General features: G+C 34.6%; 16 protein-coding genes. 10 read left to right on the forward strand and 6 right to left on the reverse strand.

From position 1 onward, the window contains the following. Positions 1 to 39: 39 nt before the first annotated feature. The 6 genes from dnaN to GTR01_RS09415 all read left to right on the forward strand — a co-directional run bounded on the left by dnaN (position 40) and on the right by GTR01_RS09415 (position 7,750). Positions 40 to 1,170 carry a DNA polymerase III subunit beta gene (gene dnaN, locus GTR01_RS09390; protein ID WP_089735791.1) on the forward strand — a complete coding sequence of 377 codons (1,131 nt, stop codon included), beginning with the start codon at positions 40 to 42 and terminating at the stop codon, positions 1,168 to 1,170. Positions 1,171 to 1,236: 66 nt separating this feature from the next. Continuing rightward, positions 1,237 to 2,070: a M23 family metallopeptidase gene (locus tag GTR01_RS09395; protein ID WP_160137584.1), complete on the forward strand. Its 834-nt coding sequence runs from the start codon at positions 1,237 to 1,239 to the stop codon at positions 2,068 to 2,070. 66 nt (positions 2,071 to 2,136) lie between these two features. After that, entirely contained in the window at positions 2,137 to 2,967 is an 831-nt protein-coding gene (locus tag GTR01_RS09400; RefSeq protein WP_160137585.1) for an AraC family transcriptional regulator, read from the forward strand. Between the two features lie 64 nt (positions 2,968 to 3,031). After that, positions 3,032 to 3,646: a DUF417 family protein gene (locus GTR01_RS09405; RefSeq protein ID WP_160137586.1), complete on the forward strand. Its 615-nt coding sequence runs from the start codon at positions 3,032 to 3,034 to the stop codon at positions 3,644 to 3,646. 258 nt (positions 3,647 to 3,904) lie between these two features. Then, a complete protein-coding gene (gene pheT / locus GTR01_RS09410) occupies positions 3,905 to 6,307 on the forward strand; it encodes a phenylalanine--tRNA ligase subunit beta (RefSeq protein WP_160137587.1) in 2,403 nt (800 codons plus the stop codon). 1,032 nt (positions 6,308 to 7,339) lie between these two features. Further along, complete coding sequence (locus GTR01_RS09415) at positions 7,340 to 7,750, forward strand: META domain-containing protein (protein WP_160137588.1); 411 nt, start codon at positions 7,340 to 7,342, stop codon at positions 7,748 to 7,750. 51 nt (positions 7,751 to 7,801) lie between these two features. On the opposite strand, the gene GTR01_RS09420 is transcribed toward GTR01_RS09415, so the two are convergent. The 6 genes from GTR01_RS09420 to GTR01_RS09445 all read right to left on the reverse strand — a co-directional run bounded on the left by GTR01_RS09420 (position 7,802) and on the right by GTR01_RS09445 (position 13,424). After that, positions 7,802 to 8,041, reverse strand: a complete 240-nt coding sequence (locus tag GTR01_RS09420) for a hypothetical protein (RefSeq protein WP_002977986.1) — start codon at positions 8,039 to 8,041, stop codon at positions 7,802 to 7,804. 46 nt (positions 8,042 to 8,087) lie between these two features. Further along, the gene (locus GTR01_RS09425; RefSeq protein ID WP_185155113.1) at positions 8,088 to 8,984 is read right to left on the reverse strand and encodes a 3-hydroxybutyryl-CoA dehydrogenase; all 897 of its coding nucleotides are present in this window, start codon (positions 8,982 to 8,984) and stop codon (positions 8,088 to 8,090) included. Positions 8,985 to 8,994: 10 nt separating this feature from the next. Next, on the reverse strand, positions 8,995 to 9,405 hold the full coding sequence (locus tag GTR01_RS09430) for a hypothetical protein (RefSeq protein ID WP_160137590.1): 411 nt from the start codon (positions 9,403 to 9,405) through the stop codon (positions 8,995 to 8,997). A gap of 56 nt (positions 9,406 to 9,461) precedes the next feature. Beyond that, positions 9,462 to 10,340, reverse strand: coding sequence for a CGA/CIA family class A beta-lactamase (gene bla-A / locus GTR01_RS09435; protein ID WP_160137591.1), 879 nt, complete (start codon positions 10,338 to 10,340; stop codon positions 9,462 to 9,464). 65 nt (positions 10,341 to 10,405) lie between these two features. Then, positions 10,406 to 12,136 (reverse strand): cellulase family glycosylhydrolase, encoded by a 1,731-nt coding sequence (locus GTR01_RS09440; protein WP_160137592.1) that lies wholly within the window; start codon positions 12,134 to 12,136, stop codon positions 10,406 to 10,408. Between the two features lie 325 nt (positions 12,137 to 12,461). Beyond that, positions 12,462 to 13,424, reverse strand: coding sequence for a Gfo/Idh/MocA family protein (locus tag GTR01_RS09445; RefSeq protein WP_160137674.1), 963 nt, complete (start codon positions 13,422 to 13,424; stop codon positions 12,462 to 12,464). A 148-nt stretch (positions 13,425 to 13,572) separates the two neighbouring features. Here GTR01_RS09445 and GTR01_RS09450 point away from each other — a divergent pair, with 148 nt between their 5' ends. The 4 genes from GTR01_RS09450 to GTR01_RS09465 all read left to right on the forward strand — a co-directional run bounded on the left by GTR01_RS09450 (position 13,573) and on the right by GTR01_RS09465 (position 16,641). After that, positions 13,573 to 14,253, forward strand: a complete 681-nt coding sequence (locus GTR01_RS09450; protein ID WP_160137593.1) for a hypothetical protein — start codon at positions 13,573 to 13,575, stop codon at positions 14,251 to 14,253. Between the two features lie 102 nt (positions 14,254 to 14,355). Continuing rightward, positions 14,356 to 15,006 carry a protein-L-isoaspartate(D-aspartate) O-methyltransferase gene (locus tag GTR01_RS09455; RefSeq protein WP_160137594.1) on the forward strand — a complete coding sequence of 217 codons (651 nt, stop codon included), beginning with the start codon at positions 14,356 to 14,358 and terminating at the stop codon, positions 15,004 to 15,006. Between the two features lie 316 nt (positions 15,007 to 15,322). Next, positions 15,323 to 15,586 (forward strand): prevent-host-death protein, encoded by a 264-nt coding sequence (locus GTR01_RS09460; RefSeq protein ID WP_160137595.1) that lies wholly within the window; start codon positions 15,323 to 15,325, stop codon positions 15,584 to 15,586. 71 nt (positions 15,587 to 15,657) lie between these two features. Then, positions 15,658 to 16,641: a 2-hydroxyacid dehydrogenase gene (locus tag GTR01_RS09465; RefSeq protein WP_160137596.1), complete on the forward strand. Its 984-nt coding sequence runs from the start codon at positions 15,658 to 15,660 to the stop codon at positions 16,639 to 16,641. Positions 16,642 to 16,676 lie beyond the last annotated feature (35 nt).

The following is a 16,676-nucleotide window of genomic DNA, read 5'->3' on the forward strand; positions in this document are numbered from 1 at the left end:
TGTATTTATTATATTTGTAGAAACTTATTTTATAAATCTATGAAATTTATTATTTCAAGTGGTGAACTGCAGAAGGCGTTGCAAACTGTAAGTGGCGTAATATCAAGCTCTCAATCGAGACCGATTTTAGAAAACTATCTTTTTGAATTAGACGGAAATAATGTTACCATTACAGCATCTGACGGCGAGACAACTCTTGTAACTTCTTTGGAAGTAAAGTCTGATGATTCAGGTAAATTTGCTGTTCCTGCTAAAATTTTTCAAGATTTTATCAAGACATATGGAGAACAGCCTTTAACATTTGTTGTAAAGGACAATGCGGAAGGAACTGGAAGCCAGCTTGAGATTTTAGATGAAAAAGATAATTTCGCAGTAGCATTAGATAATGCTGATGACTATCCTGAATTGCCAGAATTCGATGCTTCTCAAAGCGTTGTAATGCCGGCTGGAGTTTTGTCTGAAGCTTTAACCAATACATTATTTGCCACCAGTAACGACTCTCTTCGTCCGGTAATGACAGGAGTATTATTTCAGTTTGGAGAAAATGAAACCAATTTCGTTTCTACAGACTCTCACAGACTTGTTGTTTACAAAAGAGCAGATCTGATGAATGCTGAACCAATGGAGTTTATCATGCCTAAAAAGCCTTTGAATATCTTCAAAAATATTCTGGCAAGTTCTAATGAAGACGTGAAAATCGACTTCAATGAGAATATGGCTAAATTTACTTTTGGTAAACATGTCTGGATCTGTAGACTGATCGACGGTAAATATCCAAACTATACAGCGGTAATTCCTAAAGAAAACCCGAATGTATTAACAATCAACAGAAACCTTCTGTTAGGAGCTATCAAGAGAGCATCTATCATGTCTAATAAATCAACCAACCAGGTAAGATTTAAGCTTTCAGGAAATATTCTTCACCTTCATGCAGAAGATACTGAATATGCAAACAAAGCAGATATGCAGATCCCTTGTGACTATAACGGAGAAGATATCAATATCGGATTCAGTTCTAAATTCTTAACAGAAATGTTAACAATCCTGGGATCTGATGATATTACCATGAAAATGTCTCAACCTAACAGACCGGGAATCATCGAGCCACTGGATGGTCTTGAAGAAAACGAAAACATCTTAATGTTATCAATGCCGGTAATCGGATTGTAATATTAAAATAAAAATATAAGAGGTTTTGTCTTTCAAAACCTCTTTTTTATATCATAAAAACGTACCATGAAAAAAATACTTCTACTGGCAGTAGTATTGCAATCTGCTATTTTATTTTCCCAAAAAAACATCAAAGTATATCATGAGAAAAAAGGAGATACACTAAGCCTTTATATCGATAATAAGGAAGTTTATCCTATGTCTTTAGTATTTTCAGGACTTCCAGAAGTGGAAAATATGAGAACTCCAGAAACCTTTAAAGCAACACAGGTAATACCCGCCCAATCATCAAAGAATAAAATTGCCTATTTCGTTATTGATGATAGAACAAAAGGATGGCGAGTAAAAAAGTTACCTGACTATATGATGTATGTAGGAGATGTTTCCTTAATAAACTATGATAAAGAATATAAATATGATCTTCCTTTTAAAAAAGGGAAGTCTTTTAGTATTTATCAGGGCTACAATGGCAGTTTTTCGCATCAGAATGAAAATTCTTTGGACTTTAACATGCCGGAAGGCACTGAGGTCGTTGCTGCAAGAGAAGGAGTTGTGACAGATTTTATCAATACAAATAATAAAGGGTGTGCAACCAGAAACTGTATAGAACAAGCAAATTATATCACTATTTTGCATCCGGACGGAACATTTGCTCAATATTATCATTTAAAACAAAATGGAGTTAAAGTGAATATTGGAGATCAGGTAAGAAAAGGAGACGTTATTGGATTTAGTGGAAATACAGGATGGAGTAAAGGCCCCCATTTACATTTTGTATGCTATCTTCCTAGAGTAGAAAATGATAAGTACAGGGAGACTGTAAAAACCTTTTTCAGAACAGGTAATGGATCTAAAACCGAGTATCTGACAGAGAAAAAGACATATTCAAAAGAGTACTAAATAAACATAGAGTAAAGGTTTTCAGAAAAATAATAAGGTTCTTTGTATGGTGCTACAACTCTCATTATGGAAGTAAAAATACAATCTTACCCGTCTTCAGATTTTCTTTCAGAATTTACTACGGAAAACTATACTGTAATGATATGGAAAGGAGCAGGAGTGTTTTCCGTGGATGGGATCAATTATCCTTATCATGGTTATAGTATTCTGTTTCTTTCACCTTATCAGAAACTGAAATTATCTTCTGATTCAGAAGAACCTGTTAATGTCCTTCTTTTTCATGGAGATTATTATTGTATTGAATATCATAAGGATGAAGTAGCTTGCAATGGCCTTCTTTTCAATAATATCTATCTGGATCCCGGTATAGAACTTTCAAAAGAGAACTATGAATACATTCTGGAACTTTTTAATCATATAAAAAAAGAAGCAGCAGAAAATCACCAGTTTTCACAATCTATCATTAAAACATACATTCAGTTGATTTTAGCCATCTGCAGCAAACAGAAAAGTGGGATTGAAAATAACCCGGCACTCAACGAAAAATTGCCTAACAAAAATGCTGTAGAATTTCAAAAACTACTGGAAGAGAATTTTAAAAAAGAAAAAGAACTTTCATTTTATAGTGATAAACTTAGTATTACCAATAACACTTTGAGTAAGCTTATCAAAAAAGAGTTTGCTAAAACACCTACCCAGCTGATTAATGAGAGAATCATTCTGGAGTCTAAAAAACTACTTCATTTAACCTATCGTTCTATTAAAGAAATTGCTTCAGAACTGGGATTTGAGGATGAATTTTATTTCAGCAGGTATTTCAAAAAATCAGTTGGCAGTTCTCCGAAACAATATCGGGAAAAAGTAGGGATTTCTGTAGTGGCAAAAATGTCCATGTAATGTCCTGAAATATCTATGTTCAGGCTGTAGGCTTGTGAATACCTTTGTTAAAAAAGTAAATCATATGCAAAACAGTAATGTATACAATCGTTTAGTAAGACTAGATGTTTATTCCTTGAATTTTCTGAGAATATCAATATTTGTGGTTATGGCCTGGATTGGCGGGTTGAAGGCCTTTCAATATGAAGCTGACGGAATTGTTCCTTTTGTTGCCAATAGTCCTCTTATGAGCTTTTTCTATAAAAATGCTGGAAATAAAGTATTGAATGAAGATCAAAAGCTGGTTTCAGAATATACACTCTATAAAAACCCTGAAGGAAAAGTTGTTAAGAAGAATATTGATTGGCAGACAGAAAACGGAACGTATATCTTTTCTTACGGGCTTGGAACGATGATTATTGTGATAGGAATTTCGGTATTATTGGGAATTTGGTTTCCTAAAATCGGAGCAGTAGGTGGGGCTTTAACTTTTCTTATGTCATTGGTTACCTTGTCTTTTCTGGTGACCACTCCCGAAGTGTACGTACCTAATCTTGGTGGCGATTATCCGACACCTCAATACGGATTTCCTTATCTTTCAGGAGCAGGACGTCTTGTTTTAAAAGACATTATTATGATGGCTGGCGGACTGGTTTTATTTTCCGATAGTTTAAAGAAAGTTTTGAAACCATCAGCTTAGCTATTTTAAATAGGCTCTTAAAATTTTACGGAGAAACAGAGTGTGTATTGATTAATTCAGCCTTCTGAAGAAAAATAAATGAAAATTAATTCTCTTAAAATCGTTCTGAAATTTCTGTATTTCTCAAAAAAACACGACATTTGTACCGCGAAAAACCGACTCAATCATTGAACGGAATTTCAAATGAAAGTTTCAAAAATAGTGCAGATGAAACCTCACGTTTCGTTTGACGAATTAAACAAGTAGATAGATAAGCAAATGAAAATATCAAACAACTGGCTGAAAGACTTTGTAAAAACGGAATTGAAAACTGAAAGAATCGGTGAATTCCTTACAGATATAGGTCTTGAGGTTGAAGGGATAGATAAATTCGAAAGTGTAAAAGGCAGTCTGGAAGGAATTGTTGTAGGTAAAGTGTTAACCTGCGAAAAGCATCCGAATGCTGATAAACTGAAGAAGACAACTGTAGACGTTGGAAACGGGAAGGTACTGAATATCGTTTGTGGTGCTCCCAATGTAGATGCAGGACAAACTGTTCCTGTAGCCGTTGTCGGAACAAAAATCTATGATAAGACCGGAAACTTTTTTGAAATTAAAGAAGCAAAAATCAGAGGAGAGGTTTCTCAGGGAATGATCTGTGCAGAAGATGAACTTGGCCTTAGCGAAGATCACGGCGGAATTATGGTTTTAGACGAAGCCAAATATGAAGTAGGAAAGATTTTTGCAGACTATTTTGAGTTGACAAATGATGAGGTTCTTGAAATTGGGTTAACACCAAACAGAACAGACGCAATGTCGCACTATGGAGTGGCAAGAGATCTTCATGCATTTCTTTCTACGAACCAGCAGAAGTCTCAATTTAATAAAGTAGCTTCTGAAGCTTTAAATAATGAAGGTTCTCACGATTTCAAACTAGAAATTGAAGATGCAGAACTTTGTCCAAGATATATCGGGGCGGTGATTGAAGATGTAAAAGTAGCAGAATCTCCAAGCTGGTTAAAAGACAGATTAAAAGCAATCGGACTAAGTCCTATCAATAATATTGTAGATATTACCAACTATATTCTTCATGGATATGGACAGCCTCTTCACGCATTTGATGCAGATAAAATCGCAGACAAAAAAGTGAAAGTAGGAGTGGTAAAACCTGGAACAAAATTTAAAACTCTGGATGGAGTAGAAAGAACACTGAACGGTACTGAAATCATGATCAAAGATGGTAAAGATACACCAATGTGTATTGCCGGAGTGTTTGGTGGTGAAAATTCAGGAGTTTCTGAAACTACAAAAACTGTATTCCTTGAAAGTGCATACTTCAATCCTATAGCCGTAAGAAAAGGAGCTAAGCTTCATAATTTAAATACTGATGCTTCTTTCAGATTCGAAAGAGGAGTAGATCCGAACCTTACAAGAACAGCGATTACTCATGCTATTAAATTAATTCAGGAAATTGCTGAAGGAAAATTAACAGGAGAGCTTTTAGAAGAATATCCTAAGAAAATTGAAGATAACTATGTGATTTTAAGATTCTCTAAAATTGAACAGATTTTAGGAACTAAAATTCACAGAGAAAAAGTAAAAGAAATCCTGAAAGCATTAGAAATTCAGGTTTTAAATGAAATCCCTAACGGTTTTGAAATCTCTGTTCCTGCTTACAGAGCAGATGTAACAAGAGAAATCGACGTTATTGAAGAGATTTTAAGAATCTACGGATATAATAAGATTGATGCTCCACAAAAAATTTCATTTACACCGGTTAAGCTAAGTGCTAATGATCAGGACGAATTGGAAAACAGTTGGGCAAGAACTTTACAAAGCCTTGGTTTCAATGAAGTAATGAACAACTCATTAACTTCTGTAAAAGATGAAACGGATGCTGTAAAACTCTTAAATCCTTTAAGTGGTGATCTTGCATTCATGAGAAAATCTCTATTGGAAGGACTTCTTCAGAATACTGTTTATAATATCAACAGAAAGAATGAAGATATTAAGTTTTTTGAATTAGGAAAGATCTACCACAAAAGAGAGAAGTACGAAGAAAGAAAGCAATTAGCAATGATTGTTTCCGGTAGAGATGTTGCAGAAAACTGGTTACAGCCTAAGTCTACAGTAAGTTTCTATAACCTTAAAGCTTATGTAAAGGTTTTATTAGAAAGATTAGGAGCAAACTATAAAGAAGTAGCTTTATCCGATGAAAGATTCTCTGATGCTTTGGCTTATGAAGCAGAAGGTAAAGTTTTAGTAAGAATCGGGAAAGTAGCTCCGGCATTATTGAAAGACTTTGATATCGATCAGGATTGTTTCTATGCTGAAATCGAACTTGAATTAGCACAGGAATTACGCTCTAAAAATGAATTGAAGTTTAAGGATATCCCGAAATTCAATAAAATCAGAAGAGACTTAGCTTTATTAATTGATAAAACGATTAACTATCAGGATTTATATCAGACGGCGAAGAAAAATAAATCTCCTTTCATTAAGAGCATCAACCTATTCGATGTGTATGAAGGGAAAAATCTTCCGGAAGGTAAGAAGTCTTATGCCATGAGCTTCGAGCTGTTAAACGAAGAAAAAACACTGGAAGAAAAGGAGATCACAGAAGTAATGGATTCCTTAATTAAATCTTTCCAGAAAGAATTCAACGCAGAGTTAAGATCTTAATTTAAAAGATTACAGAAATATATAAAAACGGGCTTTTTAAAGCCCGTTTTTTTTAATAGGGGATTTAATGGATTGGAGGTGAAGAATAAATATGACCACAAGTTTGTCACTCCGTAGGAGTCTCAACACACTTGATAGATACAATTGAAATCTAGATTCCTACGGAATGACAAAGGTATTGTTAGAGCTTATCGTGCTTTAAGAAATCTGCGCCATCAGTAAAAATTGAGAGTACATATTTAGGTTGGAAAGCGCAAAGGCGCAAGCAGTTATCATACTAGTTGTTTTTAAGACGCAAGAGAATCCAGGATTCTCAGCAAAGAATATGCTTTCAAATGATATCTCTGTTACAATATTCTATATACCTATGTGGTAGAATTAATCTTTTTTATTTAACCACATAGATACATAGATTTTCTACATTAATATATTATTTGTGCATTTGTGACCATTATAAAAGCACATTTCAATAGCATAAAATTTTATCAGAGATAAAATCTTTGCGCCTTAAAAACAGCAGAATTATAGATTGCCTTGTGCCTTTGCGATTTCCAACTTTTAACCTATCGCGTGGCATTTCAAAGGTGAGATTGCTTCATTTCGCTCTTAATGACAGTAGTTGTATTTGTGAATTTATTTGTGATCCTCATGTTTAAAACAAACCAAAATATCAACTGTTAAGTATAGGTTTTATAGTTAAATATAATAATTCGTGCATTCGTGGCAATTATAAAAGCATATTTTAGCTACATACAATTTTATCGTAGATAAAATCTTTGCGCCTTAAAAACAGCAGAATTATAGATTGCCTTGCGCCTCTGCGATTTCCAACTTTTAACCTATCAAGTGGTATTTCAAAGGTGAGATTGCTTCATTTCGCTCTCAATGACAGTAGCTGTATTTGTGAAATTATTTGTGATCCTCGTGTTTAAAATAAACCAAAATATCAATTGTTAAAGAATAATAAAATTGGCTGCAGTCCGTTTAAATAATATAAAATCCGTAAATTTGGGTTAATTCAAATAGTAAAAAATGAAAAATCTTTTTTTAAGTATATGTACAGCAGCAGTATTGGTATCATGTGGAACCATGACAAGCCCGTCTGCTTCTAAAGTAGGAAAAGCCCAGCCAGCGCTTGCCAATACAAAATGGACATTAGCAGATAATGTAAAAGGTAAAATCCCAACATTAAATATTGAAGGAGAAAAAATCAGTGGAAATGCGGGATGTAACAACTATTTTGGAGCTGCTACTATAGATCCTTCTACAGGAGGTTTTTCTGCCGGTCAAATGGGATCTACAAAGATGATGTGTAATAACATCGGAGTAGAGCAGAACTTTATGGATATGATGGGAAAAGCTAATAAATATGTTATTTCCGGAAATACGTTGGAGCTTTATAAAGACAATCTTTTATTATTGAAATTCAATAAATCAGAATAAAAAAGAAAAAGGAACTCAATTTGAGTTCCTTTTTTATGATTTAGATAGTAATTAATCTTCCTCTTCTTCGTCGTACTTAGCCAACTCCTCGTCGCACCATTTGAATGCTGCTTCTACCACTTTTGTAGCTTCGTCCGCCATCGTCTCCTCATCGTCTCCTTCAAGATCATCTAACCACTCAACTTCCTCTTCTTCAACGTTTAGGATAAATCTTGGATATTCTGTGTGGACTACGAATAGATCTTCTGGAAATTCCGAATTATCTGCTAATAAAAACTTAGGTAATTTCATTTTTTTAATGTTTTAACTTTACTCAAAGATAAATAAAATTATTGACTTAAATTGAGTTCAAAAACATTTTTGAAACTTTTTCAGCTTTTTTACTTTCAGAATAATCATAGAAGCCTTCTCCTGATTTTACGCCCAGTTTTCCAGCCATTACCATGTTTACAAGTAAAGGATTTGGAGCGTATTTAGGATTCTTGAATCCGTCATACATCACGTTCAAAATAGCAAGGCATACATCAAGACCAATGAAGTCTGCCAATTGAAGTGGCCCCATCGGGTGAGCCATACCTAATTTCATTACCGTATCAATTTCTTCTACACCTGCAACACCATTATAAAGTGTTTCAATAGATTCGTTGATCATTGGCATTAAGATTCTATTGGCTACAAATCCAGGATAATCGTTCACTTCTACAGGAACTTTCCCTAATGTTTTACTCATTTCATAAACAGCATCAAAAGTCCCTTTAGAAGTAGAATATCCTTTAATGATCTCTACCAGTTTCATGATAGGAACCGGGTTCATAAAGTGCATTCCGATTACTTTTTCAGCTCTTTTTGTAGCCGCTGCAATTTTTGTAATAGAAATAGATGAAGTATTGGTAGCAAGGATACAATCGGCAGGAGCAAGCTCATCCATCTGACCGAAGATCTTTAATTTTAGGTCAAGATTCTCAGTAGCAGCTTCTACAATAAGATCAGCCGTTCCTACAGCATCATTAAGGGCTGTAAAAGTAGTAATGTTTCCTAACGTTTCAGCTTTTTGTTCTTCTGTAAGGTTTCCTTTTGCAATGATTCTGTCAAGGTTCGTAGTAATGGTTTTCAATCCTCTGTCTAAAGCTTCCTGAGATACATCTACAAGATTTACTTTAAAACCGCTTTGTGCGAACGTATGTGCAATACCATTTCCCATGGTTCCAGCTCCGATAACTACAATGTTTTTGATCATTTTTCCTTTATTTTTTATAGATAGTTAAATTGTTTGCATTCATAAGATCCTTCTGATGAATAACTTCAGTAGGCTCAAAGTTTACATTTCCTTCGTCAGGTCGTTTTTTGTTGTTGTTTTGATTGGAAACTACAGCGGTGAGCCCACGTACAAGACGTTTTCTTTGATTGATGGTAAGAAAATCGGTGCCTACATAATAAGCATATTCACCTTCTCTTCCCAATCCGCTTTGTAGAAGGATTTCCAGACTTCTTATCTGATTCTTCCTTTTAAACTCTTTCAGGTAGCTTGTAACCGGCTTATCGGAAGCCGTACCACAGCATACACTCGCATAGCCAATCTTTAAATAGTTTTGATTCTTCTGCGAAAAGAAAAATGTAGAACAAAATAAAGCTGCCGCTAATAGTACTTTTCTCATAATCATGAATACCGAGAATTCATCCGATTCTCTGCGCTAAAATTAAGCTTAATATTTTATTTATTAAAATTATCCCAGACGATCTTTGAAATATCAGAAACCATACGGATATTTACCTTTTCAGTTTCTGTAGAATTACTTACAAATACGGCAATTGCATAATGTTTTCCGTTGGGAAGAGTGATGATTCCCATATCATTTTCTGCAACGGTAAGTTTATTATCCGGTTTTCCAGAAGAACCTGTTTTATGGGCAACAGGTGTACCTTTGGGTAATTGTTCAACAATTTTATTGGTTCCGGTAGTTGTTCCGAGCATAATCTGCATCAGAAGATCCGTAGATTTTTTAGAAAGGAGCTTGCCATCATAGAATTTTTTTAAAACCTCTACAGTAGAATTGGTGCTGCTTTCATTCCCATACTGGGTTTTCCAGTCCTTATGCATATCATCTTCAGTGTATTTTATCTGAAGATCTTTTACCCCTTTAGAATCCATGTATCGCTGAACAGTTTGCGGGCCTCCTATCATTCTTAAAAGGAAGTCACAAGTGTTATTGTCACTCTGTGCAACAGTGTAAGTGATTATTTCACCCAAAGAAAGCTCAACATCTCCATTCGGATATTTCTCGCGGAGTGGAGACCATGTATTTTCTAATAGATCAGATTTTTTGAGTAAAATCTTCTGGTCTATTGAAAGTTTTCCTTTGTCTGCCTGATCCAATACGGCACATGCCAGATGAAATTTGAAAACACTAAGCAAAGGAAGTTTTTTATCTCCGTTTTTACTGTATTTGAAAGGAGTTTCAAAATCTAAAACAGAAACGCCTACGGTAGCTTTCTTACCTTTTATAACAGCGTTTATTTTTTGATCCAGTACTGACTTCTGTGCTGTAGCCAATGCAGAAACCATAAGTAATAAAAAAGTTATTTTTTTCATAGAGGTGAGGTTAAAAAAACTCCCTTTTAAGATCATAAAGGGAGTTGCAATTTAGGTATTTATTACTATTTTAATTCAAAATAGTTGAGATTAACCCCATTATTTTCAAAGTATATTCTGATTTTATTTTCACCTTTCTGAAGGGAAATGTTCTTCACTGTAGTGGCTGCCCAGTTTTCATTTTTGCCTGTAGCGGGAAGGGCGATACTTGCTAGTACTTTTCCCGAAGCATTTTCCAATTTTATTTTTGAAGGATTTATACTGGAATATCTGATTTCCAGTGTGTAATTTTTAGCAGTTTTGGAGGTGACAGTATATTGCAGCCATTCGCCGGCTTCAGTTTTTCCTACATAATACTGATTAGTTATTTTATCATCACATATATAGATATCTACACCATCATTTCTCATTTGCTGCCCGGAGTTCCATTCTGATCTTTTTGCCGGATCACTTACCCAGAGATTGATAAAATCTTTGTCCATATATGCAGAACCTATTCGTCCCAAATCATACTCTGAGGCAAATACTCTTCCGGGAACCTGATGATTCTTAAAAGGTTTTGTAGAAGCATCTGTCACTTGTCTGAACATCGCATCAATTACATCATTTTTAACTTCCACATTATTGAATTTATAATGATCTGCTATTTGCATCAAGGTTTTTTTAGCAAACTCTTTTGTAGGCTTTTCGCTGCCATTTTTCCAGTAGTTCAACAGTTTTTCATATTCAGGAGTTGTTTTTACATTGGTGATTCCTGCAATATTATCAATCTTTTTCATGGGCCAGAAAGCATAGCCGATATTATGTTGATCCAATAGCTGAATTAGTTCTGTGAACCAAACATTAGAATTCTCACCTGTTTCTCCAAGCCAGATGGGCATATTATGTTTTTCTCTTAAATCCAGTGCAAAATGTATGGTTTTATCATCATTGTTATTCCAATATTTATGAAAGCTAAAAGCCATATTTTTGTCCCAGATTGGTATGAGTCCATTATAATTATTTCCCCAGCCATTTCCTTCAATAAAGATAATATGCTTTTGATCAACCTCACGAATCGCAGTGGTAATGTCTTTTTGTAATTTCCAAAGTGGAGCATTCGACATTTCATCTATACCGTTCGGATTTTTTCCTGTAAAATTAATATTAGGCTCATTGATGATGTCATACCCTCCAATCCATGGTTCGTCTTTGTATCGGTCTGCCAGTTTTTTCCAAAGAGCAATCGTTTTTCTTTGGTTTTCTTCACTTTCCCAAAGCGATGGCTTTGATTTATCATTGTCTGAAATATTCGCATCATTTCCTTGTCCGCCAGGGGCAGCGTGAAGATCAAGGATCAGGTATATCTTATTGTCTTTACACCATTGAAGCAAATCATCAGTCATCTTAAAACCTTCTTCAAGCCAGGTATCTTTGCCTTTTGAGGGTTCTTTTTCTATAGGAAGGGTATAAAGGTTATAATGCATTGGAAGCCTGATAGAATTGAATCCGGCTTTTGCCAAAAAATCAATATCCTGTTTGGTCACTCCATTCTTTAAATAAGCTTTATAAAACTCCTGCATTCCATCTTCACCAATCAGTTCAGCTATTTTTTCTTTAATTTTATACTGTGGCCCTGCAAAATCTGCTGTTTTCAACATGTATCCTTCCTGAAGCATCCAGCCACCTAAGCCAAGGCCTCTTAGTTGAATATTTTCACCTTTATCATTAACTATTTTTTGACCTGAAGTCTTTAATAATTGCGATGTCCCAAATTGAGACAATAATAGAGCGGATAATAGAATGGTTCTTTTCATAGTTGTTTTGATTTTAAATATTGGGTGAGGATTTAATTAAAAAAAATGATGGTTTCAAAATAAAAGTCTACATTTAGTCTGCTTATTTTACCAGGAATCCATTGGGTATGTAAAACAAAATCTTTCAATTGTTTGTTGAATTGTTGCTCAAATATATTGCTTTTTTGTCTTAAAATTGATTTTCTATTAATAAATCAGTGATTTTTAAAGAAAAATAATGAAAAATCCCACCTATCAACAACAAAAAATGCTATCTGATAACCATTTCTGATTATTAAGATAGCATTGTCATTATACCTGTTCATGAAAACAGTGTATTTTTATTTTAGCTGATAAGCCTCATAATTTCTAAAGCAACTTTCAATGCTTCAGTTCCATCTTCAAGGGAAACTTCTACATTTTTATTGCCGGTGATAGCATCAGCAAAAGAGTTTAACTCATCAAGAATAGCATTGTTAGGCTGAATATTTGGATATTCAAACAAAATTTGATTTTTCTCTCCTTCTGCATTTTCAATAATCATGTCAAATGGAGTAGGGTTTTCAGGAGCATCTTTCATTCTGATTACTTCCGCTTTTTTCTCAAGGAAATCTACCGAGATATAAGCATCTTTCTGGAAGAATCTGCTCTTTCTCATAGCTTTCATAGAAATTCTGGAAGTGGTAAGGTTGGCAACACATCCGTTTTCAAATTCTATTCTGGCATTGGCAATATCCGGAGTTTTACTTACCACACAAACGCCGCTTGCATGGATGTTTTTTACTTTAGATTTGGCCATGCTTAATAAAATATCAAGATCGTGAATCATAAGATCCAATACCACTGAAACATCCGTGCCACGAGGATTAAATTCTGCTAATCGGTGGATTTCGATGAACATTGGATTGCTGATGTATTCTTTAGTGGCAATAAAGGCCGGGTTGTATCTCTCAACGTGGCCTACCTGCGCTTTGATTCCTTTTTCCTGGCATAAACGAAGGATTTCTTCTGCCTGTTCAAGTGTTTGGGTAACCGGTTTTTCAATAAAGAAATGAAGACCTTTTTCAATTGCTTTTAAAGCATAATCATAATGATAGATTGTCGGAGTAACAATGTCCAGCATATCGATCTGCTCAAGCAATTCATCAAAATTTTCAAAATATTTGTATCCGAATTCGGCTTCTAATTTTTTTCCGTTTTCAACATCTTTATCGTGGAAACCTACAAACTCATATCTATCTGACTGATTAAGAAGTTTTAAGTGTATCTTTCCCAAGTGTCCGGCACCTACCAAACCTGCTTTTAACATAGCTGTATTAAATTTCTGTAAATATAGTGAATGTACATCATAAAAATACATGACTTTTTACTTGGATATTCTTCTGATCTCGTATTAAGAATATATCCAATCAATTAAAAGAATTATAGTAAATTCGCGATCTAAAAAAATTATAACCATGAAAAAAATCGGCTTTATATTATCTATAGCAGGATTATTGGCTGCCGGATGTTCAGGATCAGGTGATAATATTGCTACTGAAGTACACAACACTCCACCTCCACAACCCAAATGTGAGACTCCGACAAATTTAAGTTTCAAACCGCTTTATAATCTTTTTTCCTGGAGCAGTAATAATGGCCAGGGAACAGGTTTTTTCGAGGTTCAATATGGAGAACAGGGCTTTTCCTTAGGAAATGGAACTACCGTTGAGGTGAATAATACCTCTTACACGCTTCCCATATTCAAAGGAAAAAAATACGATATGTATGTGAGAAAGAACTGTGGCACAGCTGATGGAAAAAGTAACTGGGCAGGGCCTATAACCATTCTTTCTGAAAATACTACTGCTTGCGTAAAACCAGGCTTTGTTAATTATACAACATCCACTGCTTCCGTTTATGATCCTACCTTTTCAGCAACTGTTTCCTGGGAAAGTGATGGACTTTCCGTATATGAAGTATATCTAGGCACGAGTGGTACACCGCCGGCACCAGGGAATGGTGATCCAATTAATCAAGGTCAAATGGCTGTATTTCCAAACTTAAATAAGACCATTTCTTACATGTTCTATGTCAGAAAAAGATGTGCGGGTAATACCTATACCGATGTTACCTCACAGGTTGTAAAATGGAATTAATAGAAAAAATAAAGCTGTTAAAAAATTGACAGCTTTATTTTTTGTGGATAATTCTTTCATTCGATTTCTGAAATCTAAAATCTAATTTCTTACTTTTGTCAGATGCAGGATTCGTTTGTACATAAAGGAAAAAGAAAGAATTTAGTAGAATATCTCAGATACAGAATCGGGATTTCAGATGAAAATGTACTTTCGGCAATGAATGAAATTCCGAGACACCTTTTCATTGAAAGTATTTTTGAAGATTTTGCTTATGAAGACAGGGCTTTCCCTATCTTGGCTCATCAAACCATTTCCCACCCTTCTACAGTAGCGGAGCAATCAGAGCTATTACAGGTGAAAGCAGGTGAAAAAGTATTGGAAATCGGGACAGGATGTGGCTATCAGACTGCTGTTTTACTGGCAATGAAAGCCCATGTTTACACTGTAGAAAGACAAAAAGACTTATTTGATTTTTCTAAAAATAAATTGAGAGAACTTCATTTGTACCCTAAATTTCAGAGTTTTGGCGATGGATTTGCCGGACTGCCAACTTTTGCTCCTTTCGATAAGATTATTGTAACCTGTGGAGCAGGAACTTTACCTACAGAATTATTAAAACAATTAAAGGTAGGTGGAATAATGGTTATTCCTTTAGGGCCAACGGATGAACAGGTCTTATACCGATTTACGAAAGTAGGAGCTACAGAATTTGAAAAAGAAGAATTTGGAGCTTATAAATTTGTGCCAATGCTAGGGAATACGAATCAATAAGAATTAAATTTCCTATTATAAAAAAATATCCGGATTACGGAATAAGTAGAAGAACTGGTCTCAAACACCAGTTTTTCGCTTTTTAACCACTCATACATCAATGGAATCTATTGTGTATAAACCTATGGTCTTAATTTTTTAAGCCACATAGCCCCATGGATGACCATGGTAAAATATCTTTTTATTAGAATCCTTAATACAAACGTTGACGTTAATTTAAATTAAATTTTTTTGTGTTTTTTTTATAAATTTTTAAATCGGTTCGGAATGAAAATTGGACTCTCTGAAAAACAAAACCACTTAAAATCTTATGATTATGGATACAAACAGATTCAAAGCGTCACATGATTTTAGCAATGTTCAAAAGAACCTGCATAATAATCCCGGATATAGTGTAGAAAGTTATTCTCAGCAGGTTAAAGATTATATTCATGATATGAAAAGTAAAAATCAGGAGGCCACAAAACAAGGATTCATGAGCCATACTCAGAAATCAGTGAAAGAAGTTTGGGAAGAAATTCAGGAAATAGCTTCTGAAGCTTGGGAAAAGAATAAACACTATTCAGATGAAAAGAAATAATTTTTAATATTAAAGTTCAATAACCTTACTTTTTGCGAGTGAGGTTTTTTATTTAAATCAAAAAAGTAATAATGAAAGTCTTTATTAATAAAAGAATTCCTGAGATTGGAATCAAAATGTTGGAAGAAGCAGGATTAGAGGTAACACTGCCTGAAAGTGAAAATCTTATCTATGAAGAATGGCTAAAGTATTGTAAAAATACAGATACCATTCTGAGCATTGGTGGTGATTTTAAATATGATAAAGCATTTTTCGATGCCTGCCCCAATATTCAAGCCATTGCTTTATATTCCGTAGGTTTTGATCATGTAGATATAAAAGAGGCCAATCGGAGAAATATTCCGATAGGAAATACACCGGATGTACTGAGTAGGGCGACTTCTGACGTAGCATTTTTATTGATGCAATCAGTAGCAAGACGAGCAAGCTATAATTTTCAAAAGGTAAAAGATGGGAATTGGGGTGATTTTGATCCTCTTCATGCACTGGGACAGGAACTTTACGGTAAAACCCTAGGGGTTTTCGGATTGGGAAGAATAGGTTTTCAAATGGCTGAAAAATGTAGAAAAGCTTTTGATATGGAGATCATTTATCATAATCGTCATCGTCACGAAGATGCTGAAAGAGAATTAGGAGCAACGTATGTTTCCTTTGATGAGTTGGTTAGGAATTCAGATGTGCTAAGTGTTCATGCTAATTTTACTCCTGAACACAAGGATCTCTTTAATAAATCTGTATTTGAAAAGATGAGCCCGAATGCTATTTTTATCAATACAGCAAGAGGTGGTTTTCATCAGGAACAGGATCTATATCATGCATTAGCTGAAGAGAAGATCTGGGGAGCAGGGCTTGATGTAACCAACCCGGAACCCATGTCTGCTGAGAATCCTCTTTTGGAATTATCAAATGTATGTGTATTGCCTCATATTGGCTCTGCAACGATTGAAGCGAGAAACGGAATGGCCAGACTTGCAGCTGAAAATATCATAGCATTTTCAAACGGAGAGATGATGCCTAATTGTGCAAATCCTGAAGTTTATTCACCCCATTTATAATAACTTGGAATTATTTTTGTTTTTAATGTATAAAC

The organism is Chryseobacterium sp. c4a, from assembly GCF_009900745.1.
Lineage (GTDB): Bacteria > Bacteroidota > Bacteroidia > Flavobacteriales > Weeksellaceae > Chryseobacterium.